At 67.1% G+C, this 25,806-nt stretch carries 19 protein-coding genes; 9 read left to right on the forward strand and 10 right to left on the reverse strand.

Annotated features, from left to right (window positions below; all coding sequences use genetic code 11):
• Positions 1–8: 8 nt before the first annotated feature.
• The 5 genes from V6U71_RS14685 to V6U71_RS14705 all read right to left on the reverse strand — a co-directional run bounded on the left by V6U71_RS14685 (position 9) and on the right by V6U71_RS14705 (position 5,172).
• Positions 9–1,058 carry a YncE family protein gene (locus V6U71_RS14685; RefSeq protein ID WP_411339149.1) on the reverse strand — a complete coding sequence of 350 codons (1,050 nt, stop codon included), beginning with the start codon at positions 1,056–1,058 and terminating at the stop codon, positions 9–11.
• Positions 1,059–1,137: 79 nt separating this feature from the next.
• On the reverse strand, positions 1,138–1,914 hold the full coding sequence (proC, locus tag V6U71_RS14690) for a pyrroline-5-carboxylate reductase (protein ID WP_411339150.1): 777 nt from the start codon (positions 1,912–1,914) through the stop codon (positions 1,138–1,140).
• A complete protein-coding gene (locus V6U71_RS14695) occupies positions 1,914–3,188 on the reverse strand; it encodes an amidohydrolase family protein (RefSeq protein WP_411339151.1) in 1,275 nt (424 codons plus the stop codon). The genes proC and V6U71_RS14695 overlap by 1 nt, the downstream gene beginning before the upstream one ends.
• On the reverse strand, positions 3,185–4,564 hold the full coding sequence (locus tag V6U71_RS14700) for an amidohydrolase family protein (RefSeq protein WP_411339152.1): 1,380 nt from the start codon (positions 4,562–4,564) through the stop codon (positions 3,185–3,187). The genes V6U71_RS14695 and V6U71_RS14700 overlap by 4 nt, the downstream gene beginning before the upstream one ends.
• 5 nt (positions 4,565–4,569) lie before the next feature.
• Positions 4,570–5,172, reverse strand: coding sequence for an FMN-binding negative transcriptional regulator (locus V6U71_RS14705; protein ID WP_411339153.1), 603 nt, complete (start codon positions 5,170–5,172; stop codon positions 4,570–4,572).
• A gap of 229 nt (positions 5,173–5,401) precedes the next feature.
• On the opposite strand from V6U71_RS14705, the gene V6U71_RS14710 reads away from it, so the two are divergent.
• The 7 genes from V6U71_RS14710 (at position 5,402) to V6U71_RS14740 (ending at position 15,197) form a co-directional block, all read left to right on the forward strand.
• A complete protein-coding gene (locus V6U71_RS14710; RefSeq protein WP_411339154.1) occupies positions 5,402–6,844 on the forward strand; it encodes a PLP-dependent aminotransferase family protein in 1,443 nt (480 codons plus the stop codon).
• Positions 6,845–6,938: 94 nt separating this feature from the next.
• Entirely contained in the window at positions 6,939–7,436 is a 498-nt protein-coding gene (locus V6U71_RS14715; RefSeq protein ID WP_411339155.1) for a hypothetical protein, read from the forward strand.
• Positions 7,436–9,100, forward strand: coding sequence for an amidohydrolase (locus V6U71_RS14720; RefSeq protein WP_411339156.1), 1,665 nt, complete (start codon positions 7,436–7,438; stop codon positions 9,098–9,100). The genes V6U71_RS14715 and V6U71_RS14720 overlap by 1 nt, the downstream gene beginning before the upstream one ends.
• A 165-nt stretch (positions 9,101–9,265) precedes the next feature.
• On the forward strand, positions 9,266–11,440 hold the full coding sequence (locus V6U71_RS14725; protein ID WP_411339157.1) for a TonB-dependent receptor: 2,175 nt from the start codon (positions 9,266–9,268) through the stop codon (positions 11,438–11,440).
• A 150-nt stretch (positions 11,441–11,590) separates the two neighbouring features.
• Positions 11,591–12,682, forward strand: coding sequence for a PepSY-associated TM helix domain-containing protein (locus V6U71_RS14730; RefSeq protein ID WP_411339158.1), 1,092 nt, complete (start codon positions 11,591–11,593; stop codon positions 12,680–12,682).
• Between the two features lie 2 nt (positions 12,683–12,684).
• Positions 12,685–13,995 carry a putative porin gene (locus tag V6U71_RS14735; protein WP_411339159.1) on the forward strand — a complete coding sequence of 437 codons (1,311 nt, stop codon included), beginning with the start codon at positions 12,685–12,687 and terminating at the stop codon, positions 13,993–13,995.
• Positions 13,995–15,197, forward strand: a complete 1,203-nt coding sequence (locus V6U71_RS14740) for a carbohydrate porin (protein WP_411339160.1) — start codon at positions 13,995–13,997, stop codon at positions 15,195–15,197. The genes V6U71_RS14735 and V6U71_RS14740 overlap by 1 nt, the downstream gene beginning before the upstream one ends.
• Before the next feature lie 6 nt (positions 15,198–15,203).
• On the opposite strand, the gene V6U71_RS14745 is transcribed toward V6U71_RS14740, so the two are convergent.
• From V6U71_RS14745 to V6U71_RS14760, 4 genes are all read right to left on the reverse strand, one after another.
• Entirely contained in the window at positions 15,204–17,237 is a 2,034-nt protein-coding gene (locus V6U71_RS14745; protein ID WP_411339161.1) for a TonB-dependent receptor plug domain-containing protein, read from the reverse strand.
• A 131-nt stretch (positions 17,238–17,368) separates the two neighbouring features.
• The gene (locus V6U71_RS14750) at positions 17,369–18,475 is read right to left on the reverse strand and encodes an HlyD family secretion protein (protein WP_411339162.1); all 1,107 of its coding nucleotides are present in this window, start codon (positions 18,473–18,475) and stop codon (positions 17,369–17,371) included.
• Positions 18,472–18,888, reverse strand: a complete 417-nt coding sequence (locus V6U71_RS14755; RefSeq protein WP_411339163.1) for a PaaI family thioesterase — start codon at positions 18,886–18,888, stop codon at positions 18,472–18,474. Before V6U71_RS14755 ends, V6U71_RS14750 begins: the two co-directional genes overlap by 4 nt.
• A complete protein-coding gene (locus V6U71_RS14760; RefSeq protein WP_411339164.1) occupies positions 18,885–19,472 on the reverse strand; it encodes a TetR/AcrR family transcriptional regulator in 588 nt (195 codons plus the stop codon). Before V6U71_RS14760 ends, V6U71_RS14755 begins: the two co-directional genes overlap by 4 nt.
• A gap of 55 nt (positions 19,473–19,527) precedes the next feature.
• On the opposite strand from V6U71_RS14760, the gene V6U71_RS14765 reads away from it, so the two are divergent.
• Both V6U71_RS14765 and V6U71_RS14770 read left to right on the forward strand, forming a co-directional pair.
• Entirely contained in the window at positions 19,528–21,141 is a 1,614-nt protein-coding gene (locus tag V6U71_RS14765; RefSeq protein WP_411339165.1) for a DHA2 family efflux MFS transporter permease subunit, read from the forward strand.
• A gap of 98 nt (positions 21,142–21,239) precedes the next feature.
• Positions 21,240–23,012, forward strand: a complete 1,773-nt coding sequence (locus tag V6U71_RS14770) for a hypothetical protein (RefSeq protein ID WP_411339166.1) — start codon at positions 21,240–21,242, stop codon at positions 23,010–23,012.
• Positions 23,013–23,439: 427 nt separating this feature from the next.
• Here V6U71_RS14770 and katG read toward each other — a convergent pair whose 3' ends face one another.
• Positions 23,440–25,608, reverse strand: a complete 2,169-nt coding sequence (gene katG / locus V6U71_RS14775) for a catalase/peroxidase HPI (protein ID WP_411339167.1) — start codon at positions 25,606–25,608, stop codon at positions 23,440–23,442.
• Between the last annotated feature and the right edge of the window lie 198 nt (positions 25,609–25,806).

Genomic DNA, 25,806 nt, shown 5'->3' on the forward strand with positions numbered 1-25,806 from the left:
TCCCCGCCTCAATTCGGCTGCCACGTTTCCACCCGGAAGCTGTCCGGATGATAGCGCGTCACCTCTTCTTCATCGCCCTTGCCGGGGAAATCGGTCGAATCCGCGTTGACGAGATAGAGCCGCCCGGTGCGGTGATCCATGTCCATCATCCGCGCGCCATAGGCCGTGCGGACGGTCGCGACGAGGCGCAGGCTGTCCGGCCCTTCGCGCTGGATCACGGTCATCGATCCCTCGTAATTGCTGCTGACGATCCGTTCGCGTTCGTCGTCATAGGCGAGCGCGTCGAGCCCCTTGCCGATCGTCACCCGTGACAGGATTTTACCGCTCACTGGATCCATCAGGAAAACGGCGGGCTTGTCGCCGGTGCAGGCGCCGAGCAGCCGATCGGTCGCGGCCAGATATTTCATCTTCGACACGTTGCAGCCGACATCCCAGCGCGCCTGTTCCGCAAGCGTGCGCGAATCGAGCTTGAGCACGATCCCGTCGAGGCGCGCCGGCGCATAGAGGTGCCCTTTGCCATCCGCCGCCGGGTCGTCCATCTTGCGGAACGGGAAACGCGTCGTCGCGAGCAGCTTGCCGGTTGCGGCATCGATGCTGAACCAGGTCGCTTCGCTGGGCCGGGTGCCGGTGATGACGTGCAGGCGGCCCGTCGCGGGGTCGAGCGAGCCACTGTTGAGCCCGCCGTCGCTCGCGAGCTTGGTGCGCGCGATGACCGTCAGCGTCTTGAGGTCGAAGCTCAGCAGCGAACCATCGTCCATCGCGACATAGCCGCGGTTATATTTGGGAAGCAGCACCGGCCCGTTGGCCCCGCGTGAATTTTCCATCGTCTTGATCGGCTGTCCGCGATCGACGTCGTAAACGGTCAGCCCGTCGCCCAGCCGCCCCATGAACAGGCGCGCGCTGCCCGGTTCGAACTTCACATAATCCCAACCGGTGTCGGTGCTGGGCAAGGTAACGCTGCTGGTCATCGCATAGGGAAGCTCCGGCCCGGCCTCCTGCGCAAAGCCCGGTGCGGCGACGAGCAGCGCAGCAGCAAAGACAGAAAGAACCGGTTTCATCGGAAAGTCTCCATTTTCCAGAAATCACCAAAGACAGAGCAGACCGCGCTGGTCGGTCCGGCCATCACCCGGCCGTTTTTCAGCCGGCAAGTTCGCGCGACCGCGCCGCCGCCGCGTCGACGACAGCACGCAGCAGCAGATCGATTGTGCCCTCCGCATCCATCTGCGCCAGTCCCGCCGCGGTCGTGCCGCCGGGGCTCGTCACCTGTTCGCGCAGTGCCGCGAGCGAGGACCCGTCGGCTTCGGCGAGCGCCGCCGCACCGGTAAAAGTGGCGCGCGCAAATTCCATCGCGAGCGGAGCCGGCAAGCCCGCCGCGGCTCCGGCGGCCGCAAGCGCTTCGGTGAACCGGAAGAAATAGGCGGGGCCGCTGCCCGACACGGCGGTCACGGCGTCGATGAGCGCTTCCTCGTCGAGCCAGACGACCGTGCCCGCAGGCGCGAGCAAGCTATCGATCGCCCCCCGATCTTCGACCCGCAAATCGGGTCCCGGTACGGCCGCGCTGATTCCTCTGCCGATCGCGGCCGGCGTGTTCGGCATCGCCCGCACGACGCGGCCGGTGCCGAGCGCCGTTTCCAGTCGCTGAAGTGTGATCCCCGCCATGATCGAGAGAAAAAGCGCGCCGCGCTCGGCGAGCGGCCGTAGCGCGTCGGCAACCGCATCGAACGCCTGCGGCTTGATCGCAAGAACGACCGACAGCGGTCCATCGACCACGATATCGGCGAGCGATGCGACGCGCTCGGCTCCGTCGGGCAGGTCGGCGGCGAGCGGATCGTGGACGAGCACGCGGCGACTGCCGACCCAGCCGCGCGCCATCGCGCCGCCCATGCGTCCGCAACCGATAAGGAGCACCGTCATCAGCGAACCTCCCGATAACGCTCGGCGAGTTGGTCCTGCCGCGACCGGATCGCCGTCTCGCGACCCTCGACGATCACCGAGAGCGCGTTGGTCGAGGGCTCGAGCGGGTCGCCGTCCCAGATCACCAGATCGGCGTCGGCGCCCGGCGTCAGCGTGCCGCCGCCGCGGCCCCAGATGGCGAGCGGGTTGACGGTGACGGCCTTCAAAGCCTCGGCATAGGGCAAGCCGTTGGCGACCGCGATCCCCGCCCCCTCGCGCAGCCCCATGCCGGCATTGTAATTGGTATGAATGACGCCGCCGGCCTGTCCCACCGCGACCATGACGCCCGCCTTGGCGAGCAGCGCCGCATTGTCCTGCCGCGCACCGAGCTGGTCGAAATTGAACGGCAGGTTGACCTGCGGGTCGACGATCACCGCCACCTTGGCGGCAGCGAGCTGGTCGGCGACGCGCCATGCCTCTGCCCCGCCGACGATGATGACGCGGATACCGAAATCCCCGGCGAGCGCCGCCGCCTGACGGATGTCGGATTCGCGATGCGTCTGGATCGCCAGCGGCACCTCGCCGCGCAAGACCGCCGCCAGCAGTTCCTCGCCGCCACGACGTCCGCCGGGTCCGCCGTGCGGCGGCGGCGATGGGCGCTTGCGATCCTTCTTGCCTTCGGCGGCGGAAGGGCCATCGGCACCGCGTTTCGCCTCGGTGAGGGCCTTGCGAAGACTGTCCCACTGCGCGCCGCGCGAACCGATCCGGTCCCATGCGCCGCCACCGATCACCGTATAGACTCCGACGTTGGCGACATCGAGGATATCGACGCCGTCGCGAAGCCGCGCGAAGGCGGGTTCGCCGTTGAACGGCGCGCGCCGCGATGGCGACGGATAGACGAGCGCGCGGGTCAGACCGTCGGCGCGCGCGAGGCTGACCAGCGTCGAATTGCCGTTGAGCGCGCGGCTGACGTCATAACCCGGATTGCGGTCGTCGGCCGAACTCGTGTCGACGGTATCGGATGAGCCCGCGATCTCGACGAGGCCGATCTGGGTCGCGCCGTTGACGAGGCCGGGGGTCACCGGCTTGCCGCGCGCATCGATGACGCGCGCGTCTGCCGGCGCCGCGCCGCCCGCCGCGACCGAGACGATACGGCCGTTCTCGATGACGATCGTCGCGTCCTTCACCGGCGCATCGCCTTCCATCGTCCACGCCTCGGCATGGGTGACGGCGAGCGTCTGCGCCGCGGCGGGCATGGCGAGGGCGAGCGCGATCAGGCTGGCGAGCGTCTTCACGGCCGTACTCCCCCACGCCCGAGTTCGAAGTCCGAAACCGGCCCCGCCGGCGGCTTCGCGCGATCCCAAGCCACCGCGCCGCCGATCAGCACAAGGTCGGCGTGGGTGTAGATGCTGAACGGATCGCCCGACCAGACGACCAGATCGGCCTGCAATCCCGGCGCGATGGTGCCGACCTGCTTGTCGAGCCCGAGCAGCTTCGCAGGGTTACCGGTCGTCCATTTGATCATCCGTTCGGGCGGGATGTCGACGCCGATGCGGCGTCCGGCAGCGGCAGCCTTTGCTGCGGCGACGTTGAGCCGCTGGCCGTCGGCGGGCGAGTCCGAATGCATCATCACGCACACCCCCGCCTGTTCGAGCAGCGGCGCCTCGGCGCGGATCGCGTCCTGCGCCTCGACCTTGAACCCCCACCAGTCGGCCCATACCGCCGCGCAGGTGCCCGCTTCGCGCAGCAGGCCGGGAATCTTGTATGCTTCGGTCGCATGGTGGATCGCACCGATGCGGAAACCGAATTCCTTCGCGACACCCAGCGACGCCGCGATATCGCCGGCCCGATAGCAATGGAGATTGACGCGGACGTCGCCCGCAAGGATGCCGGCCAGCGTCTCGAGCTTGAAATCGCGCGGCGGCATCGCCCCGGCCCCGGCGCGCGCCTGCTCGACCGCGCGCTTGTAGCGCTGCGCGTCGGCGAATTGCTGCCGCATATAGGCGATGACACCCTGCCGGCTCGTCGGCCCTTCATTGTCGTCGTCGGCGCCCCAGCTCTTCGGATTCTCGCCGCACGCCATCTTGAAGCCCTGAACGCCGCCGGCCGCCTTCATACCCCATACCGTCGGCGCGCGGACCGGCTTCACGACGACCGAATGGCCCGCGAAGATCGGCGTCGATCCGGGCAGGATCTGGAGCGTTGTCACCCCGCTCGCCAACGCCCGGTCGAACGCCATGTCCTGTGCATTCACCGCCGTCTCGATCCACGTGTCGGCGCTGTTCGGCGTCGCGACTTCGGCGACGTCAGAGGCTTCGCGATCGATTTCGGTCAGTGGCAGAACATAAGTCCCGTCATGGCTGTGCACGTCGATCACGCCGGGCGTGATCCAGCGGCCCGTGGCATCGACCTCGGGCACGCCGGGGTTGACCAATTGCTTGCCGACCGCCGCGACCTTGCCGCCGCGGACAAGGACGTCGCCGCCATCGATGCGCCCCCCGGCGCCATCGAGGATCGTCGCGCCGCGGAGCAGCATGTCATTGGCAGCCGGGGCCTGATAGCGGCTCGGATACGGATCCTCCTGCCAGGGGAGCGGCGCCGATCGCTGTGCGTCTGCCGGCGCTGCGAACAGCAATGCGCCCACCATGACCGAGAGACCGAGCTGTCGCATCCTCATCATTCCCGCCCCTTGTTGAACCGCCGCATCCATGCCGTCGTCGGTGCGTCGGGCAGCATCGCCACGATCGACGCGAATGTTTCCGGCTTTTCGTCCTGCCCCAGCTTGAACTTGCCCGACAGCGAGGTCACCGAGGCCCGAAAGCCGATGATATGGCCCAGCATCGCGCCATATCGCTCGCCCAGCTCGCTGACGTCCCACGGCTCGGTACGCCCCGATTCCATGGCGGCAACGAGCAGTTCGAGCGACCATTCGGTGAGCCCCGCATCGAAGCGGACCTCCGCCCCGATCCTGAGCTGCGCATAATTCCACGTCGGACCCCAATTTTTGAGCCCGGCATGTTCGGGGCTGACATAGGCGTCGGGGCCCTTGAACAGGATCGTCGCGCGCGGGTCGGCCTCAAGCGCCTGCAAAAGCGGATTGGAGCGCATCAGGTGACCGACCAGTTCGACGAGCCGGCCGTCCGCATCGAAGACACCGACCAGCGGCAACAGGCTTGCCTCGACCGCGCCTGCCGGCCCGCCACATACCCAGGCGAGCGGATATTGCTCCACCAGCGCGCGAACGTCGGCATTGTCGAATGTGTCGAAGAGCCCCACCATACCCCCTGAAAAATCATGCGAAACCGAAAATCGTCGCCCGCCTGCGGGCACACCGGTCCCGGCACCGATACGATGATTGTTCCCCAGCCTTGGCACTCCGGCAAGCACCAAAAACGAAAAGTGCGGGGGACCAGTGACGGTTGCGGCCCGGAAAATATCGCGATAGACTTGGCCCCATCGTTCGCGAAAATTTTTCAGTGAGACAGGTCCAATGCTGCGTCCCTTACAAGTGAGCCTGGGCGAACGGATCGATCCGTCGCGCGACGTCCCCATCTATATGCAGATCATCCAGGCGGTCATCCGCGACATCGAGCGCGGCCGGCTGGCGTCGGGCACCTATCTGCCGAGCAGCCGCGAACTGGCGCAGACTTTGGGGGTCAATCGCAAGACGGTGGTGATCGCCTATGAGGATCTGATCGCGCAGGGATGGCTCGATTCGGCGGGCACCCGTGGCACGATGGTTGCCGCCTCGCTTCCCGACCCGGTCATCCGCCACCATGGCGAGGCCGAAGCGACGATGAGCAGCGCCGTCATCGACTATCGCTTTGCCGCGCCGCCCGAGCGGTCGCTCGCGGTGCCGGGCGGGCCGGGGCTCAAGGTCGACGAGGGCGCTCCCGACGGCCGCCTCTTTCCCGTCGAGCTGCTGGCGCGCGCCTACCGGCTGGCGGCGCTCCGCGCGTCGCGCGACAATGGCTTCCAGTATCGCGATCCGCGCGGCTCGCCGGCGCTGCGCGAAGCCATCGCCGCAATGCTGCGGAGCCAGCGCGGCCTGCCGGTCAGCGCCGAAAATATCTGCATCACGCGCGGCAGCCAGAACGGCATATTTCTCGCGGCGCAGGTCCTGCTCGGCCGCGGCGATTCGGTGATTGTCGAGAAACTGACCTACGAACCCGCGGTCGCCGCGTTCCGCGCGCTCGGCGCCAATATCGTGCCGGTGGGACTCGACGAGGACGGCATCGACATCGAGGCGGTCGAGCATGCCTGCCGGCGCAACGCGGTGCGCGCGGTCTTCGTGACCCCGCACCACCAGTTCCCGACCACGGTATCCCTGCGTCCCGAACGCCGTCTGCGTCTCCTCGACCTCGCCCGCCAGTTCGGCTTTGCGATCATCGAGGATGATTATGATCACGAGTTCCACTTCGAATCGCAGCCATTGCTGCCGCTCGCGGCCTATGGTCCCGGCCATGTCCTCTATGTGGGATCGATGTCGAAGCTGCTGCTGCCCGCGCTGCGCATCGGCTATGTCGCCGCGCCGCCCGCCGTCGTCGAGGCCATTGCGCACCGCGTGTCGCTGACCGACGGCATGGGCAATGCGCTGACCGAGGATGCCGCCGCCGAGCTGATCGAAAGCGGCGAACTCCGCCGCCACGGCCGCAAAGTGCTCCAGATCTACGCCAAGAGGCGCGCCAATTTCGCGGCCGAAATCGACCGTACGCTGGGCGACATCGCCGAATATCGCCTGCCCGACGGCGGCCTTGCCTTCTGGCTCAAGGTCAACACCGATCTCGACAAGATGGAGGAGCGCGCCGCGGCGATGGGGCTTCGCTTCGCCTCATCGCGGTCCTTCATGACGACCGACGATGCGCCGCGCGGCCTGCGCATCGGTTTCGCCAGTCTCAACGCGCACGAAGCACGCACCGCCCTGTCGGCGCTTCGCAAGGCGGCGGGATAGTCTTTCCGACTGGCCCCGTCCCTCTCCCGCTTATTGGATGTTTTGCGATCCACCCCGGAAGCGGATCGTATGGCCGGTTCAGGAGGGAGATATCATGAAATACGCATTTGCCTTGACGATCGCCGCAGCGGCCCTGCCGTTCTCCGCCGTCGCGCAACAAACGCCGGCCCCCGCCGCAGCCCCGGCCGCCGCCGACGCGCCCTGGCCCGAAGCGTGGTTCGAAATCTTCAAGCTGGCGCCGGGCAAGCAGGAACAGTTCATCCGCGAACTCGCGCTCGCCGACGAAGTCGCCGCCGCCGGCGGTTTCCCGCCGACGCAGCTTTTCTTTCATGAAAATGGCGCCGACTTCGACGTCATCCTGTTCAAACCGGTGACCGGCATCGAACCGACCCCCGAACAGGCGGCGGCAATGGAAAAGAAGAGCAAGGAACTCGGCCTGCCGAGCGGCCCCGCCTATTTCGTCAACATCCGTGCACTCGTTGCCGAGCACACCGATTCGAAAACCTATGGCCCACTATCGGCCGCCGCCTGGCTCGCAAGGCTCGACACATGGCGCGCCGCGAATCCGCCGCATAAGCCGGCGGGCAAGTGATGCTCGGCCGCCGCACGCTCCTCGCCCTCGCCGGCGGCACCGCTGCGGCGGCCGCTACGCGCGCCTTCGCCCACGCCGAGGGTGACCTCGACGCCGCCTATATCAACGCGACAGTGTGGACGGGGGCCGGCCCCACAGCCCGCACCGATGCGATCGGCATCATCGACGACCGGATCGCCGCGATCGGCGCCGACGCGGTGCGCGCCCGGACCGGCAAGCGCACGCAGATCATCGATCTTGCGGGCGCATTCGTCACGCCGGGCTTCATCGACCCGCACGTCCATTTCGTGACCGCGTCGACGATGCTGTCGCAGCCTTCGCTGCGCGACGCCGCCAATCCGCAGGAATTCGTCGCCCGCATCGCCGCGGCGGCGAAAGCGCTGCCCAAGGGTCAATGGCTGGAGGGTGGCAACTGGGATCAGGACCGCTGGGGCGGCGAGATGCCGCACAGGGACTGGATCGACGCGGTCACCCCCGACACGCCTGTCGCGGTCATCCGCTACGACCTCCACATGCTGCTGCTCAATTCGCTCGCGCTGAAGCTGGCGGGGATCGACCGCAACACCCCCGATGTGCCGGGCGGTGTGATCGAACGCGACGCCAAGGGCGAACCGACCGGCATCGTCAAGGATGCCGCGAAGGATATGGTCGTCCGCGCGATCGGCGCGCCTTCCGAAACGCAGATCGACGCCGCGACGCGCAAGGGTATCGAACTTGCGCTGAGCAAGGGCGTGACGCAGGTCCATCCGACCGAACTCGAAACGATCAGCTTCGATTCCACCCGGCGGCTGCGCGCGCTCGGCGAGACGGGGCTGCGCTTCCGCCATTATCTGCCGCTCAAGGATTGGGAGGCGCAGGTTGCGCTCATCGCGGAACAGGGGCGCGGTGACGACTGGGTGCAATGGGGTGCGTGCAAGGTCGTGTTCGACGGTTCGCTGGGATCGCGAACGGCGCGCTTCTACGAACCCTATAGCGACGATCCGGCGACGCGCGGCATCGTCGTCACCGACCCCGCCGATCTCCGCCGCTGGATCGAAGGCGCCGACAAGGCCGGGCTGCAGGTGACGGCGCACGCGATCGGCGACGAAGCGAACGATATCGTGCTCGACACGATGGCGGCGGTGGCAAAGGCCAGCGGCCCGCGCGACCGTCGTTTTCGGATCGAGCATGTGCAGCATATGAAACCGCATGCGATCGGCCGTTTCAGGGAACAGGGCATCATCGCGTCGGTGCAGCCCTATCATGCGATCGACGACGGCCGCTGGGCGGTGCGACGCATCGGCGAGGAACGGCTGAAAACCAGCTTTGCCTATGGGTCGCTCGTCGGCTCGGGCGCCCATGTCTGCATGGGCTCGGACTGGCCGGTCGCGCCGATCGATCCGCTCACCGGGCTCGACGCCGCGGTCAATCGCGAGACGCTCGACGGGCAGAATCCGCAGGGCTGGCACCCCGAACAGCGGGTCACTCTCGCGCAGGCGATGCACTGTTACACGCAGGAAGGCGCCTTCGCCGGGTTCAACGAAAAGAAGCTCGGCCTGATCGCGGCTGGCTTTCTCGCGGACTTTGTGGTCTGGGATAGCGATCTATTTGCTATCGATTCGCATTTACTTGTAAAGGCCAAGGCATTGAAAACGGTCGTCGGCGGGATTGTCCGGTTCGGATAGTCCCGTCGCAGGCCGAAAACTGGACCCGCCTTGGTCCCCAGTCGCTACGCAAATTGGATGTTTTACGGCCCAACCGGGTCAAACATGTTACGGTTCCGATTATGGGCTTGGCAACCGCCTCGCTCGATCGGACGGGAATTCGGACACCATTTCGGGGGAAATATCATGGTTGCAATTCGGGGCTTCGTGCGGGGGACCAGCCTCCTGACGCTGGGCGCTACGCTGGCGGTTGCCGGGCCGGCTTTTGCGCAGGATGCGGCGGACAGCGAAAGCATCGTCGTCACCGCGCAGCGCAACAACCAGACCAAGGTGACCGGCGGCGGCAATGTCGGTGTCTTTGGGACCAAGGCGGCCGAAGATATCCCCTTCAACATCCGCAGCTACAACGAGGCGCTGATCCTCAACCAGCAGCCCGACACGCTGGGCGAAGTGCTGGAAAACGACCCGACGGTCCGTACCACGCTAGGCTTCGGCATCGCCGGCGAAGTCTTCGTCATCCGCGGTTTCGAACTGGATGCCAGCGATGTCGGCTTCGACGGTCTCTACGGCATCACGCCGCGCCAGCTCGTCGCGCCCGAACTTTTCTCGTCGGTCCAGGTGATCAACGGCGCCAGCGCCTTTCTGAATGGCGCCGCGCCCGGCGGCAGCGGCATCGGCGGCAGCGTCAACCTGATCCCCAAAATGGCCGAGCGCGACATGACCCGCGCAACGCTCGGTTACACGTCCGCCGCGCATTTCTCGGGCGCAGTCGACGTTGCCCGCCGGTTTGGCGCCAATGACGAATGGGGCCTCCGCGTCAACGGATCGGCGCGCCGCGGCGACATCGCGATCAACGACGAATTCCACTCGAGCTATGTCCTCGGCGCCACGCTCGATTATAACAACGGCCCGCTGCGCAGCTCGCTCAATCTCAACTACCAGCGGCTCAACCAGTCCTATTGGCGCGGCCAGGTGGGTATCGGCGCGGTCATCCCGCGCGTGCCCGATGCCGACACCAACTATTCGCAGCCGTGGAGCCAGATCCTGACCAAGGACTTCTTCGGCACCTTCAGCCTCGAATATGACGTGTCCGAAGAAGCGATGGTCTATGCCAAGGTCGGCGCCCGCGACGGGCGCGAGGATCAGACGACCGCCAGCATCACCGTGCTCGATGCGGTGACCGGTGCCGCGTCGGGCGCCGGCTCCTACGTCCCGCGCGAGGATAATAATGAATCGGCCACCGCCGGCATCCGTATCAAGCTGGAAGGCGGCGGCATGAGCCACGAGGTCAACGCCGGCGTCGCGGTGAGCTGGCAGGTCAATCGCAACGCCTATGATTTCGATTTCGTCGGCTACGCGACCAACCTCTACGATCCCGTCGTCGCGCCGCGGCCGGCCCCGAACCAGTTCGTCGGCGGCGACCTCGACAATGTGTTCCCGATTTCGCGGACGCGCGTGTCGAGCGCCTTTTTCTCGGACACGCTCGGGCTGTGGGACGACCGCATCCTGATCACCGGCGGCCTGCGCCTGCAGGAAATCAAGACCACATCCTATTCCTACGCCGACGGTTCGCGCACCGGCGGCTATAAAGAATCGGCGATAACCCCGGTCGTCGGCCTCGTCGTCAAGCCCGTCGAGGGCCTGTCGATCTATGGCAACCGGATCGAGGGTCTGCTGGCGGGCTCTACCGCTCCGACGACGATCGACGACGGCCAGGGCGGCTTTATCCCGGTCGTCAACGGCGGCGCCGTGCTGCCGCCGGTCAAGTCGACGCAATATGAAGTCGGCGGCAAACTGAACTTCGGCCGCTTCAACGCGGGTCTCGCGCTGTTCCGGATCGACAAGCCGAACAGCTTCGTCGACCCGGTCACGCTGATCTATGGCAATTACGGCGTGCAGCGGAACCGCGGCATCGAAATCACGCTCGACGGTGAGCCGGTCGACGGCCTGCGCATCATCACCGGCCTGACCATCAACGACGCCAAGCTGCGCCGGACCGAAGGCGGCATCAATCAGGGCAACGACGCGATCGGCGTGCCCGAAGTGCTCGCCAACGCCAACGTCGAATGGGACCTGCCGTTCCTGCCCGAACTGACGCTGGTCGGCCGCGTGGTCTACACCGGCAAGCAGGCAGCGAATGCGACGAACACGCTCGAACTCGATAGCTGGACCCGCTTCGATCTCGGCGCGCGCTATGTCGCGCTGATCGGCGAAACCCCGCTGACGCTGCGCTTCAACGTCGATAACGTCGCTGACAAGCGCTGCTGGGCCTCGGCCTATAACGTCTTCAGCGCCTTCGGCACCCGGCTGCTGCAGGGCGGCCCGCGCACCTTCAAGGCATCGGCCTCGATCGAATTCTGAGCCGACAGCAAAGACGCCTCAAAGCCCGGCCGGCGACGGCCGGGCTTTTTCTTTGTCCGGCGGCGCCCGTCGGCACGGCGATGCTTGGACCCATCGATACACCGAAAAGTGGATGTTTTTTGGACCGCGCCCGCGCGGCAACAAGCGAGGATGACCGAAACATCCCGCACGACGCGACCGCCGCTTCGCCGGCAGATATTGACGGCACACCGATGGCTCAGCCTGGGCGCCGCCCTGTTCTGGCTGCTCCAGGCGCTCACCGGCATCCTGATCGTCTTTCACTGGGAGATCGGCGACGCGGCGCTGAGCGATATCCACCGCAAGACCGACCTCGCCGCGATCGAGCGCCGCATCGATGCGATCGCGCCTGCCGGCGGCGACAGGACGGTGACGACGATCTGGACAACCGCCGGGTTGCCCGACCGGTACACCATCTATTTCGACGAAGCGGGCGGCGATGGCGGCAAGGTCCGCATCGCCGGCGACGGGACGGTGATCGACGTGCCGAAGCCGGACGAGACGACGCTGATGGATTTCCTCGTCGGGTTCCACCACGACCTGCTCGGCGCATGGGGGAACTGGATCGTGTCGATCAGCGGCCTGCTGCTTTGCTCCAACCTCGTCCTCGGCCTCATCGCCGCATGGCCGCGGCGCGGGACGTGGCGCGCCGCGCTCGTCCCGGCGCGGCGCGGTCCGGCGGCGGCGCGGCTCTATTCCTGGCACCGCGCGGTCGGCCTGTGGGCGGTCGTTCCGGCGCTCGTCATCGCCGCGACCGGCACGATGCTGAAATTCGAGGACGGCGTCGGCACCACGCTGGGCGCCGAAAGCGTCGCGATGGCCGCCAATCCGCAGACCGGCGCCCCGGTCGGCTTCGCGGCGGCGGCCGGCGCGGCGCTCGGGGCGATCCCCGGCAGCAGCCTGTCCCAGGTCGCCTGGCCCGAAGCCGACGACGCCACCTATCGCATCCGCGTTCTCGCGCCCGGCGAAATCCGCCGCGCCTACGGCGGCAGCATCGTCCTCGTCGACGCCAATGATGGCGCCGTCCGGGGGGTATTTCCGATCGCCGAAGCCGAACCCGCCCGCGCTTTCATGAGCGCATTGTTCCCGATCCATACCGGCGAGGCGGGCGGGTTGATCGGACGGCTGCTGTCGATCGCGATCGGCCTGTGGCTGGTGACGATGATCGTCGCCGGCCTGCTGCTTTGGTTCAAGCGCCGCAAGCCGGCGACAAGGAAGAATTGATCATGAAAATCCGCGCTCTCCTCCTCGCCGCGACGGCGCTGTCGATCGCGCCTGCGGCCCAGGCGCAGGAAGACCGGCTCGGCGCGCTCGAACGCAAGCTCGCCGAACAGCAACAGCGGATCGAGCAGCTCGAAAGCCTCGTCGCGCGACAATCGCAGTTGCTCGAACAGGTCGGCACCCCCGCCCCTGCCCCCGCCCCTCAGGTCGCGCCGCCGGTAGCGACAGCGCCCATTGCGGCGAGCACACCCGCCGCGGCACCGCAACTCGCGGGCGCCGCACCGGCACCGGGCGGCGAGTTCGGCATCGCGGGGCTCGACGTCAGCGGCGACATGCGGGTGCGGCAGGAATGGAATTACGGCACCGCGCGCGACCGGTCGCGCAGCGCGGTCCGCGCCCGCCTCCGCGCCACCTACAAGATCGACGATCATTTCGCGGTCGGCACCCAAATCGCGACGGGCGATCCCGACGATCCCAATTCGACCGACGTGACGCTGGGCAATTTCGTCGACGACTTCGCGGTCTCGCTCGATCAGGCGTGGGTGCGCTACACCAATGGCGGCCTCACCGCCTATGCCGGGAAATTCCCCCAGATCTTCCAGCGCACCGACACGCTGTGGGACGGCGACGTCTCGCCGCAGGGCGTCGGGGTCAGCTATGGCGCCGGCCTCGGCGGGGCGCGCGTCGACGCCCGCGGCATCTGGTTCGTCATCGACGAAGCGGCGGTCGCACGCGACAGCGACATGCTCGGCGGACAGCTCGCGCTCTCGGCGCCGCTCGGCGCGACGCTGAAGGCCGGGCTGACCGGCAGCTATTATCATTACCGCCTCGGCTCGGTGGCGAGCGCCGATGCCGGGGATTTCCGCGGCAACCTCATTTCGGGAGGCCGCTACCTCTCCGACTTCCACCTGATCGAGGGCATCGGCACGCTCGGCTGGTCGGGCCTGTCCGAACGCTGGCCGCTGGCGTTCACCGCCGATTACGTCAAGAATCTGGGGGCAGCCGTCGCAGGCGATACCGCGTTCAACCTCGAACTGGCGGCGGGGCGCACCGCGAAGCCCGGCGACTGGCGCATCGCCTATAATTATTCGGAAGTTCAGGTGGACTCGGTGCTCGCCGCGTTCAGCCACGACAATATCGACCTGTCGACCAACTACAAGCTGCACGGGGTCGGTATCGGCTATGTCCCGGCGCCGCATCTGCAGCTCGATCTGCTCTGGTATCATTACCGCCCGCTCGACCCGGCCTATGCCGGCGCGTTGCCGCCGCGCGAGTGGCTCGACCGTATCCGCCTCGCCTTCATGGTCAGCTTCTGATGCTGACCCCGGCGCTCGCACTCGCCTTCTCCGGCGCGCCGGCGGGGGACGCCCCTGCCCCGCACGCCGGCGGCCACGCACCGCACGGCCACACCCACGCTGGCGGCGAGATCGTCGAGGATCACGGCCCCATCCTGCTGCAACTGACCTATACCGGCGAGGTGATGGGCAATGTGTCGGGGGGCGTGCGCAAGGGCGCGCGTTATCTCGATAATCTCGACATCGTGTTCGAGGCCGATCTGGACCAGCTCGCCGGCTGGACGGGCGCCCAACTCCATCTCTACGGCCTCTACAATAACGGCCGCTCGATCGGCGCGCTGGCGGGCGACACCCATGGCGTGAGCAATATCGAGACCGGGGTTTCCGCACTGCGGCTCTACGAGGCGTGGATCGACCAGAAGATCGGCGAGCGCGTGTCGGTGAAGGCGGGTCTCTACGACCTCAATTCGGAGTTCGACTCGCTCGACGCCGCGGGGCTGTTCGTCAGCAGCCCGCACGGGATCGGCACCGACTTCGCGCAAAGCGGCCGCAATGGCCCATCGATCTTTCCGAGCACCTCGCTCGCCGCCCGCTTCCAGGTCGAACCGGCCGAAGGCTGGGCGGTGCGCGCGGCGGTGCTCGACGGCGTACCGGGCGACCCCGACCATCCGCGGCGGACCGCGATCAAACTCGGGAACGGCGACGGCGCGTTGCTGGTCGGCGAGGTGCAAGCGCCGCTGAAGGACGGCAAGCTGCTGCTCGGGCACTGGCGATATACCGCGGCGTTCGAGCCGAACGACGGCGGCGCCGCCGCGAAAGGCAATAGCGGCACCTATTTGCGCGGCGAGATGCCGATCGTCGTGCACGGCGACCGCCGCACCGATCTGTTCGCGCGGATCGGCACGGCAAAGGGCCGGTTCAACATGTTCGACGCCTTCGCCAGCGGCGGGGTCAAGTTCGCCGGCTGGATCCCCGGCCGCGAGGAAGATGAATTCGGCCTCGCCGTCGCCGCAGCCTTCACATCGAACAGCTACCGCGCGGCGGCCGGTGCCAGCGCCTCGGAAATCGCGATCGAGGCGACTTATCGCGCGCCGCTGACATCGTGGCTGACGCTCCAGCCGAGCCTCCACTATATCCGGCGTCCGTCGGCCGACCCGACGATCCCCGATGCCTTGGTCCTCGGCCTGCGCGCCGAGACAAGCTTCAGCCCGATCGGCTTCTGATCCCGGTCAGCCGCCAAAGCTGCGCTGGATATTGATCCCCGCATAGCGGCCGCTGCGCAGCGTGCGGACTTCGCGATAGCGAAAGGCGCTGTCGCCGCGAATGCCGGTATAGATGTCGCGCGTCCGTACTGCGGCGCTGTCGGTGAGGTTGCGGCCGAAGAGGCGGATCGTCCAGCGCGCGTCGGGCTTATATTCGACGAACAGATCGAGCCGCCCGCCGAGCCGCTCGGTCTCGATCTCCTCGATCTTGAAGCTGCGCTCCTCTTCGGCGACGACAAAACTGCCGCCCCACCGCAAGTGCCAGGCGGGGAGGTCGTGCGTGAGGCTGATCTTCGCCTCGATCGGGACATCTTTCGAGATGCGCCGCCGTTCGCCGGTCGACGGATCGGTCGCGCGGCTCCGCCGCGCCGTCGCATCGGCGGTGACGAGGACACCCTTCAGCCCCGCCGCGTCGAGCGGCAGCTTGAGCGACGCCTCGATCTCGTCCCGGCGCGCGCTGCCGATATTACCGACCCCGTCATAGATCGCCCCGTCGGCAAAGATCGGCAGCTGGTCGACCAGATCCGATATCCACTCGCGGCGCGCCGTCAGCACGACCGAGCCGGCGCCGAAGCGATGCTCATAGACGGCCTCGGCGCGCCACAGCGTCTCGGGCTCGAGGTCACGGTTGCCGGCGCTGATGGTCCCCGCGTTGAGCGACGCCGCACCGACGAAATCGTCGAAGTCGAGCTGTCCGACTTCGCGTTCGACGAGCAGCCGGATTTCGTCATGCGCGCCCGGCGACCAGTTCAGCCGCGCGCGCGGTTTGACGAACGCCAGCGATTTGGCGAGATCGCTGTCGCCTTTCTGCGTGAGGCGCGAGATTTCGTAGCGGATGCCGGCCTCCGCGGTCAGGTGCGGGCCGAGCGTCCAGCTCGAATTGGCGAAGAATTCGCCGCGATGCTCCTCGACGCGCACCTGCGCATTGGGGAGCGGCACCGCGACGTCATCCTCGAACAGCAGGTTGCGGCTGTCGAGAATATTGATCGCCCCTTCGCCGCCGACCTCAAGCGCCAGCGCGCCGCGATGATGCCGCCACGCCGCACGCAGGATCGATTCGCTGCTCGTCGCGCGCTCGTCCGACAGGTCGCTCGACGCGCCCGAGATTTCGCGATCGATCCCGGTTTCGCGTTCGGCGCGATGGTTGGCGACCAGCTCGATATCGTCGGCCGCGCCGAGCGTGCGTTCGTAACGCAGCCCGGCCTCCCAGGTCCGCGTGTGGTTGCGCTCGCTGCCGGTGATCGTTTCGGGGGCGGGAAAGCGAATGTCATAGCCGATATCGGCGAACATCCGCACATCCTTGAACAGGCCGTTGAGGCGCAGCGTGCCGCCGAACAGCGGCGTGCGATAGCCGGCGCTCGTTTCGACCACCGTCTCGCCTTCGGGCTGTGCATAGCCGGCCAGCCGCAGCGGCGTGCCATCCGCCGCAAAGCGGTCGCGGGTGCCGAAGCCATGCTCGTCGTCGATCGTGCGATAGACGGCACCGAAGAGATTGAGGACATGGCCGCCACGGTCGAGATCGACCTGCACCGACCCGCGCGGCGCGCTATACCCGTGGCGGAACAGGGCATTCTCGGCCTCAATCCGGCCCGCAAGGCGGCTGTCCGAGCGCAGCACGACATTCGCGAGCAGCGCAAAGCCCTGCATGTCCATCCCCGGCGTCCCGGCGCGGACGAGTTCGATGCGCGCGACGCGCGCCGCCGGAATGCGCTTCAGCATGTCTTCGAGCGTTTCCGCCTTTCCCGCCGGACGCTGGCCGTCGATCAGGATATTGCCCGCCGCGCCCGAATAGCCGCGAACGTCGGTATTGCCCTCGACGAGCCGGAAACCCGGCAAAATCGCCAGCATGTCGAACGCCGTCGTCGGCTGCACCCGCGCGAAATATTCGGGCGTATAGGCCGTCCGGCCTTCGCTCGCCGCATCCTGCGCGGCCGCAGGACAGGCCGCGATCACCACCGTTAAGAAGAGCCCCGCAGCAAAGGAGACATGATGAAGGCGCACCGGCGGTTCCCCGTTCGTCGGGAGGACCGTCCTCCGCTCGCCGCCCTATGGAGGAGCGTCGCTGACGGGAGGCCCGCGCACAGTGTCAGGCTGGTGTCAGTTTCGTTGCAATTCAGCGCCGTCGCAGCGCGTTAGTGCAAACGGACCTTCGCGGTTACTGACAGTCCGGGACGGAGGCGCTGTAGCGCCGCTTGCCCCGGATCGAGGCGGATGCGCACGCCGACGCGCTGGACGATCTTGGTGAAATTGCCCGATCCGGGCTCGAACGGCAGCAAGGTGAATTCGCTACCCGATCCCGGCGCGAGGCTTTCGACCGTCCCGGCCAGCGTCTGCCCCAGCGCGTCGACATAGATATCGGCCTGCTGCCCCGGCCGCATCTCGCGCGTCTGCGTTTCCTTGAAATTGGCGACGACATAGATCGAACGCAGCGGCACGACCGACAGCAACCGCGAGCCCGGCTGGACATAGTCGCCGACCTGGATGCGCCGGTTGCCGACGACGCCGTCGATCGGCGCCGCGACCAGCGTATGGCCGCGGTCGAGCTTTGCCAGCGCGAGCGCGGCGCGCGCCTTCGCCGCCTCTGCTTCCGCTGCCTTGACCTGTGCCGCGAGGATCGGGCCCTTGGCGCGCGTCACCGCCGCAGCCTCGACGCTGGCGCCGAGATCGGCGCGCGAACGGCGGGCGGCCGACGCTGCACCGACCGCAGTCGCCGCGACCTGTTCGGCATCGCGCTTCGTCACGAAACCATCGCCGAGCAGCGCATCGTAGCGCCGCCGGTCCTCGGCCGCGCGCGCATATTCGGCATCGGCGGCGGCGATCTGCGTGTTCACCGAACGGATCTGCGCCGCCGCAAGCTTCTGCTCGGCGCCGAGCGAGGCAAAGGTCGCGCGCGCGGTCGCGACCTGCGCATCGGCGTCGGCGACCGCCGCCTCGGCGGCGAGGACGCGCGTGTCGTAATCGCGGATATCGATGCGCACCAGCGGATCGCCCGCCTTCACCGCCTGGTTGTCGCGCACCAGCACCGCGGTGACCAGCCCGCCGACGCGCGGCGCGACCTCGCTTGCGTCGGCTTGCAGATAGGCGTTGTCGGTCGATTCCGCCGTGCGCGGCGCGGTCAGCCACCAGATGCCGAGCGCCGCAGCGATCAGCGCTAACAGGCCGACCTTCCATGCCTTTTTCGGCAAAGCGATTCGGCGGCGGACCGCCGTATCGACCTCGATGGCGACCGGCGCGTTCATGTGTTGATGACCAGCAGCGTCGAGGTAGCGGTGGCGAGCAGCCGCCCCGCTTCGTCGGTCAGGCTCGCCTCGGTATAGGCGACGCGGCGCCCGATCGAGATCACCCGCCCCTCGGCACGCACCTTTCCAGTCGTACCCGTCATCGCCTTGAGGTACGAGGTCTTGAGTTCGAGCGTCGTCATCGCCTGATCGTCGGCGAGCTTGGTTACGACCGCGATGCCGCAGGCGGAATCGAGCAGCGTCGCCGCATAGCCGCCGTGGACGGTGCCCATCGGATTATAATGTTCGGGACCCGGAACGCCCTCGAACGCCGCCCAGCCGTCGCCGGCATCGACAAGCCGGAAACCCAGCGTCTCGCCGATCGGTGGGGTGCCGCCCGACGCGATCAGCCCCTGCACCTTCGCGAGCGTCATTGCGCGGCCTCCAGACCGTAGCGGGCGACGATGCTGGCGTGGGTGTCGGCGAGCAACATGTCGGACAGCGCCGGATCGCCCACCGCGCGCGCCAGCGCCACCCCACCGACGAGCTGCGCCAGCAGCGCACGCGCCTCGCTCGCGGGATAGCCGAGCTGCGCCAGCGGCGCGGCAAGGCGGCCTGCAATCCCTTCGACCCCCGCGCCGAAACGCTCCCGCGTTGCGGGCTGCGCGCGCGCGAAATCGCCCGACAGCGTCGGCAGCGGGCAGCCCCGGTCACGGCTGTCGCGGTGCGCGGGCGACAGGTAGAAATCGACATAGGCGCGCAGGACGCCGCGCGGGTCGCCCTTCGCGTCGATCTCTTCGGTCCGCGCCCGCGCGTCGGCGAACATCGCCCCGATCGCTTCCTTCACCAGCGCGTCTTTCGATGCGAAATGAGCGTAGAAGCCGCCATGGGTCAGCCCGGCGCGCGCCATGATGCCCGCCACCGCGACATTGTCGGGGCCCTTCGCCCGGATTTCCTTCGCGGCCTCCTTGATTACCCGCTGCCGCGTCTCGGCCTTGTGCTCGGTTGAATAGCGCACTTGCGTCTCCTTTTATATGACGCATATAATATAAAGACGACAGGACACAAGACCCATGGCCTCCATCCCGCTTTCCCCCGCCGCTGCCGCCAAGGACGATGACGCGCCGTTCAACCCCGCCGCGATGCCCGACGCGCGCAAATATCTGATCTTCGCGGTGATGGCGTTCGGCCAGTTCATGGCGCTGATCGACATCCAGATCGTCGCGGCGTCGCTCAATGAAGTGCAGGCGGGCTTAAGCGCCGGGCCCGACGAGATCAGCTGGGTACAGACCGCCTATCTGATGGCCGAACTCGTCATGATCCCCTTCTCCGCGTTTCTGGCCCAAGCGCTTTCGACGCGCTGGTTGTTCGCGGCGTCGGCAGGGCTGTTCACGATCGCGAGCATCCTCTGCGGGCTCGCGTGGAGCATCGAATCGATGATCCTGTTCCGCGCCGTGCAAGGTTTCGTCGGCGGCGCGATGATCCCGACGGTGTTCGCGACCGGCTATATGCTGTTCGAGGGCAAGCAGCGCGCGATGATCCCGGCGATCCTCGGCATGGTATCGGTGCTCGCGCCCACCTTGGGCCCAACGGTCGGCGGCTGGATCACCGACGCGATGGGCTGGCGCTGGGTCTTTTTTATCAACGTCCTGCCCGGAGCGATGGTGACGCTCGCGATCCTCGCGCTGGTACGGATCGACAAGCCGAACCTGCCGATGCTCCGCCGCATCGACTGGGTCCACCTCGCCTCGATGGCGGTGTTCCTCGCCGGGCTCGAGTTCGTCCTCGAGGAAGGTCCGAAGCACGACTGGTTCAGCGAGCCCGAGATCGCGATCGGTGCGTGGCTGTCGTTCGTCGCCTTCGGCCTCTTCCTCGAACGCTCCTTCCGCTCCGACGGGCCGATCGTGAAGCTCACGCCGTTCCGCAAGCCGACCTTCGTCTTCGCCTGCGTCTTCAACCTCGTGATCGGCTTCGGCCTCTACGCGAGCACCTATCTGGTGCCGATCTTCCTCGGCCGGGTGCAGGGCTATAATGCCGCGGAGATCGGCACGACGGTCTTCGTTTCCGGCCTCGCGCAATTGCTCGGCGTGCCGATCGCCGCCGCGCTGTCGCAGAAGGTCGACCAGCGCATAGTCATCACCTTCGGCCTCACCCTCTTCGCGATCGGGCTCTGGATGTTCAGCTTCATGACCCCCGAATGGGGCTTCGCCGCGCTGTTCTGGCCGCAGGTCGTGCGCAGCTTCGCGATCATGCTGTGCATCGTGCCGTCGGTCGGGCTCGCGCTCGGCAATTTCGAGGGGCCCGAACTGCGCTACGCCTCGGGGCTGTTCAACCTGATGCGAAACCTCGGTGGCGCGATCGGCATCGCGCTCGTCAACACCTGGCTCGGCGACAATATGCGGCTGCACATGCTGCGCCTGTCCGAAGCGCTCGGCCGCTCTGCCGACGCCGCGAACGAAGCGGCGGCGGGGCTGGCCCGGCATATCGGGCGCACCGTGTCCGACCCTGCCCTCGCGCAGCAGATGGCCGAGGGCGTGCTCGGCCGCATCGTCGGCCGCGAAGCGCTGACCCTCGCCTTCGACGACGTCTTCCGCCTGATGGCCTATCTCTTTCTAGCCGCGCTGGTGATGGTGCCCTTCTGCAAACCCCCGCCGATCGGTGGCCCGGCACCGCCGGACGCGCACTAGCGGCCTGCCACGTCCCCGCGGGATCGGAGTTGGGAAACGCACGGTTCCGTGGTAGTCTCGCGCGGTTGTTTCTGGTTCGCCTTGGGGAGGGCAGGATTATGATACATCGACCCGGCCGGATCGCCGTCCTTGTCGGCATCGGCTTTTTCGCCGCCGGCGACAGCGCCTTGCCCGTCTTTCCGGTTGCAACCCTCGAAGCGCTCGACCCGAGCCGCCTCGCCGGTTTCGTCTGCGGCGCGCGGCGTGCCGGCTCGTCGCTCGCGCAAAATCTGCTCGTCGCCGCGGCGTTCGCTGCGCCCGCCAGCGAAGGCCGGCCCATCCCACTCTTTGCCGATCTTGCGAAGTCCCCCTTCCCCGTTTCGACCGCGAACGGACAGGCGCGCAGCTATTTCAGCCAGGGCCTGTTGATGACCTATGGCTTCAATCATGCCGGCGCGGTGCGCTCCTTCCGCACCGCGCAGCGTCTCGATCCGGGCTGCGCGATGTGCTGGTGGGGCGAAGCGGTGGCGCTCGGCCCCAACATCAACGCGCCGATGGACGAGCGCGACCGCGACGCGGCGCTGGCGGCGATGGACCGCGCGATGGCGCTCCGCGACACGGCGACGCCGCTGGAGCGGGCGCTGATCGAAGCCGTCGCCCACCGCTATTCGCGCGATCCGGCGAGCGATCGCGCCGCGCTCGACGCCGCCTATGCCGATGCGATGCTCGACGTCGCGCGCCGGTTTCCTGCCGATGACGACGTCGCCGTGCTGGCGGCGGAGGCCGTAATGGATACCAGTCCCTGGAATTACTGGATGACCGACAAGCTGACGCCGGTGGGCCGCAGCGGCGAGGCGGTGCGGCTGATCGAAACCGTCCTCGGCCGCAATCCAGCCCATGTCCAGGCGAACCATCTCTATATTCACCTGATGGAATCGCGCGATCCCGCGCGGGCCGAGGCGGCCGCCGACCGGCTCGCGCGCCCCGACGCGCCCAGCGCCGCGCATCTGGTGCATATGCCCGGTCATATCTACCAGCTGCGCGGCCGCCATGCGGATTCGATCCGCGTCAATGTCGCCGCCGCGCGCGCCGACGAGGCCTATATCCGCCGCGCCGGCGATCAGGGCCTCGTGCGCTACGGCTATTATCCGCACAATGTCCATTTCATCGTGACCTCGGCGCAGATGGCGGGCGACATGGACACCGCGATCCGCGAGGCGAAGCGGCTGCGGACCCTGCTCGATCCCGAGACCTCGGCGCAGATCGGCTGGATTCAGGCGATCGACGCCGCGCCCTATTTCGCCATGGCCCAATTCGCCACGCCGAAAGCGATATTGGCGATGCCGGCACCCGATGCCCGCCTCGGCTATCCGACGGCGATGCGGCATTATGCCCGCGCCATTGCCTATGCGGGGCTTCGCGACCGCAACGGTTTCGATCGCGAGATCGCCGCGATGGCGGGCCTCAGAACGTCGGGCGCACTGCAAAGCCTGGTCGATCAGGGCATGCCGGCCGCCGACCTCGTCATGCTGGCCGAAGCCGCAGCGCAAGGCCGCTTCGCATCGGCGCTCGGCCGCCACGACGACGCGATCGGCTTCTACCGGCAGGCGGTCGAGATCGAGACACGCCTTCCCTATCAGGAACCGACCTACTGGTATTATCCCGTACAGCAATCGCTCGGCGCGGCGTTGTTCAGGGCAAAGCGCTATTCCGAAGCGAGCAACGCCTTCCGCGCCGCGCTGACGCAGGCGCCTAACAATGGCTGGGCGCTCTACGGGCTGGGGCAGAGCGAAGCGGCGCAGGGCAAGAAGCTGGAAGCAGCCGCCGCGAACCGGGCCCTGTCGAAGGTCTGGCTGGGCAACACCCGCTGGCTGCGGATGGACCGGCTGTAGCGTTGGGGCCGTCGGCTTTGGGGTGGGGAGCTGTCGTTGATTATCTCACCTTCGTCATCCCGGACTTGATCCGGGATCCACTGCGGCTTCGAAGTCATGGACCCCGGATCAAGTCCGGGGTGACGAAGAGGGAAATCTCCGCTTCCGGCCGGTAGCCACCCTCCCTCCTTCCCCGATAGCGCCGAGCGCTTCGCTAACGCGACAAAGGAGACATTCTGAAGGCGCGCATGCGAATCTTTTGTCGCTTGAAGCCGAATTTCCCGTGTCCCCGCGAGGGCGGGGGCCCAGAGCGAAAATATGCAACCGCTGGTTCGTATCGCTCTCGGTTCCCGCCTTCGCGGGAGCACCAGAATGCCCCAAAAAAGAAACCCGCCCCCGGGCCCATGTCCCCGGGGGCGGGTCCTTGCGGCCCGTCGGCGCCGGCCGATCAGGCGAGGTCGAAACGGTCGGCGTTCATCACCTTGGTCCACGCCTTGACGAAGTCCTTGACGAATTTTTCGCCGCTGTCGGACTGCGCATAGACCTCGCCGACCGCACGGAGTTCGGCGTTGGAGCCGAAGATCAGGTCGGCCCGCGTCGCACGCCACTTCTCGCCGCCATCCTTGCGGTCGGTGGCGACATATTCGTCCTCGCCCGCGGCCTTCCACACGTTGGTCATGTCATAAAGATTGACGAAATAGTCGTTAGTCAACTGCCCCGACCGGTTGGTGAAATGGCCATGGCCGCGCTCGCCATGATTGGCACCGAGCACACGCAGCCCCCCGACCAGCACGGTCATTTCGGGCACCGACAGGCCGAGCAGCGAGGCGCGGTCGAGCATCATTTCCTCGACCTTTACCGCCAGCTTCTTCTTGCCGACATAGTTGCGGAAGGCGTCGGCCTCGGGCTCCATCACCGCGAAGCTGTCGGCGTCGGTCTGCTCGGCCGTCGCGTCGCCGCGGCCGCCGGTGAACGGCACATTGGTGGCGCCCGCCTTCTCCAGCCCGACCACGCCGCCGAGCACGATGGCGTCGGCGAGCGACATCGAACCGCGCAGGCCGTTCAGCGTATCGATCACCTTGGCGAGCGCGGCCGGTTCGTTGACCTCCCAGTCCTTTTGCGGCGCGAGTGCGACGCGTGCGCCATTGGCACCGCCACGGAAATCCGACTTGCGATAGGTGCTCGCCGAGGCCCAGGCGGTCTTGACGAGCTGGCTGACGGTCAGGCCGCTGTCGGCGATCTTCGCCTTCACGGCCGCAACATCGGCATCCGAGGGCTTGGAACCCGCAGGGATGGGGTCCTGCCAGATCAGGTCTTCGGCGGGAACTTCGGGGCCGAGGTAACGGACCTTCGGACCCATGTCGCGGTGGGTCAGTTTGAACCACGCCCGCGCGAAGGCATCCTTGAATGCTTCATGGTCGTCGCGGAACTTCTCGCTGATCGCGCGGAATTCGGGGTCGCGCTTCAGCGCCATGTCGGCGGTGGTCATCATGGTCGGCACTTTCTTGCCGGGGACATGCGCGTCGGGCGCCATATCCTCTTCCTTCTGGCCGATCGGTTGCCACTGGTTCGCGCCTGCGGGCGATTTCACCAGCTCGTAATCATAGTCGAACAGCAGCCGGAAATAATTCTCGGTCCATTCGCGCGGCGTGTTCGTCCACGCGCCCTCGATGCCGCTGGTCACCGTATGCTCGCCGATGCCGCCATGGTCCTCGCCGCTGACCCAGCCGAAGCCTTGCGCGACGAGATCGCCGCCCGACGGCGCATTGCCGAGCGTCGAGGCGTCGCCATTGCCGTGCGCCTTGCCGAAGGTGTGGCCGCCGGCGGTCAGCGCAACGGTTTCCTCGGAGTTCATCGCCATGCGATCGAAGGTTTCCTTCATATCGCGCGCCATGCCCTCGTCGTTATGCGGATTGCCCTGCGGCCCCTCCGGATTGACGTAGATCAGGCCCATCTGGATCGCGGCCAGCGGGCCCTCGATGACCATGTCCTTGTCGGGGTCGATGCGGGTCTGAACGCCTTCGTTCACCCACTTGTCTTCCGAACCCCAATAGATGTCGCGTTCGGGTTCGAACACATCGACGCGGCCGCCGCCGAAGCCGAACACCGGCCCGCCCATGCTCTCGATCGCGACATTGCCGGTCAGGATGAACAGGTCGGCCCAGCTAATCTTGTTGCCATATTTCTGCTTGATCGGCCAAAGCAGGCGGCGCGCCTTGTCGAGGTTGCCGTTGTCGGGCCAGCTATCGAGCGGCGCGAAGCGCTGTTGCCCGCTGTTGGCGCCGCCGCGGCCGTCGGCGGTGCGATAGGTGCCCGCCGCGTGCCACGCCATGCGGATGAAGAAAGGCCCGTAATGGCCATAGTCGGCCGGCCACCACGGCTGGCTGTCGGTCATCAGCGCAGTCAGGTCATCCTTCAGCGCCTGATAGTCGAGCGACTTGAACGCGGCCGCATAATCGAAGTCGTCGCCGAGCGGGTTCGACGAACCATTGGGGTTGAGGATCTCGGTCGCCAGCATCTCGGGCCACCAGTCCTTGTTGGTGCGGCCAAGCAGGGCGCGGACGCCGCCGGGTTGATGGACCGGGCAACCGCTGCCGATGGGGGTCTGGTCGTTCATGCAGTCTCTCCTCTTTGTTATGGTTGGATGCTGGCGTGTCAGGATGACGGGCGCGTGACGCAGGCGCGGCCGCAAGGTCGCGGTGGACGGTCGGCGCGGGCAGGCGTCGAGTCGATGGCGTCATCCTTTCGTTCTGACCGGTCGAGGATAGGCCGCGCCCTCCAATCGACCTAAACGAATAAGCCGGATATAGTCATC

This window comes from Sphingopyxis sp. J-6, assembly GCF_046603995.1.
Taxonomy (GTDB): domain Bacteria; phylum Pseudomonadota; class Alphaproteobacteria; order Sphingomonadales; family Sphingomonadaceae; genus Sphingopyxis.

Coding starts and splice junctions, on each gene's coding strand:
- V6U71_RS14685 (WP_411339149.1), bottom strand. CDS start 1,058: ATGAAACCGGTTCTTTCTGTCTTTGCTGCTGCGCTGCTCGTCGCCGCA.
- proC (WP_411339150.1), bottom strand. CDS start 1,914: ATGACGGTGCTCCTTATCGGTTGCGGACGCATGGGCGGCGCGATGGCG.
- V6U71_RS14700 (WP_411339152.1), bottom strand. CDS start 4,564: ATGCGACAGCTCGGTCTCTCGGTCATGGTGGGCGCATTGCTGTTCGCA.
- V6U71_RS14705 (WP_411339153.1), bottom strand. CDS start 5,172: ATGGTGGGGCTCTTCGACACATTCGACAATGCCGACGTTCGCGCGCTG.
- V6U71_RS14715 (WP_411339155.1), top strand. CDS start 6,939: ATGAAATACGCATTTGCCTTGACGATCGCCGCAGCGGCCCTGCCGTTC.
- V6U71_RS14720 (WP_411339156.1), top strand. CDS start 7,436: ATGCTCGGCCGCCGCACGCTCCTCGCCCTCGCCGGCGGCACCGCTGCG.
- V6U71_RS14725 (WP_411339157.1), top strand. CDS start 9,266: ATGGTTGCAATTCGGGGCTTCGTGCGGGGGACCAGCCTCCTGACGCTG.
- V6U71_RS14730 (WP_411339158.1), top strand. CDS start 11,591: ATGACCGAAACATCCCGCACGACGCGACCGCCGCTTCGCCGGCAGATA.
- V6U71_RS14735 (WP_411339159.1), top strand. CDS start 12,685: ATGAAAATCCGCGCTCTCCTCCTCGCCGCGACGGCGCTGTCGATCGCG.
- V6U71_RS14740 (WP_411339160.1), top strand. CDS start 13,995: ATGCTGACCCCGGCGCTCGCACTCGCCTTCTCCGGCGCGCCGGCGGGG.
- V6U71_RS14750 (WP_411339162.1), bottom strand. CDS start 18,475: ATGAACGCGCCGGTCGCCATCGAGGTCGATACGGCGGTCCGCCGCCGA.
- V6U71_RS14755 (WP_411339163.1), bottom strand. CDS start 18,888: ATGACGCTCGCGAAGGTGCAGGGGCTGATCGCGTCGGGCGGCACCCCA.
- V6U71_RS14765 (WP_411339165.1), top strand. CDS start 19,528: ATGGCCTCCATCCCGCTTTCCCCCGCCGCTGCCGCCAAGGACGATGAC.
- V6U71_RS14770 (WP_411339166.1), top strand. CDS start 21,240: ATGATACATCGACCCGGCCGGATCGCCGTCCTTGTCGGCATCGGCTTT.
- katG (WP_411339167.1), bottom strand. CDS start 25,608: ATGAACGACCAGACCCCCATCGGCAGCGGTTGCCCGGTCCATCAACCC.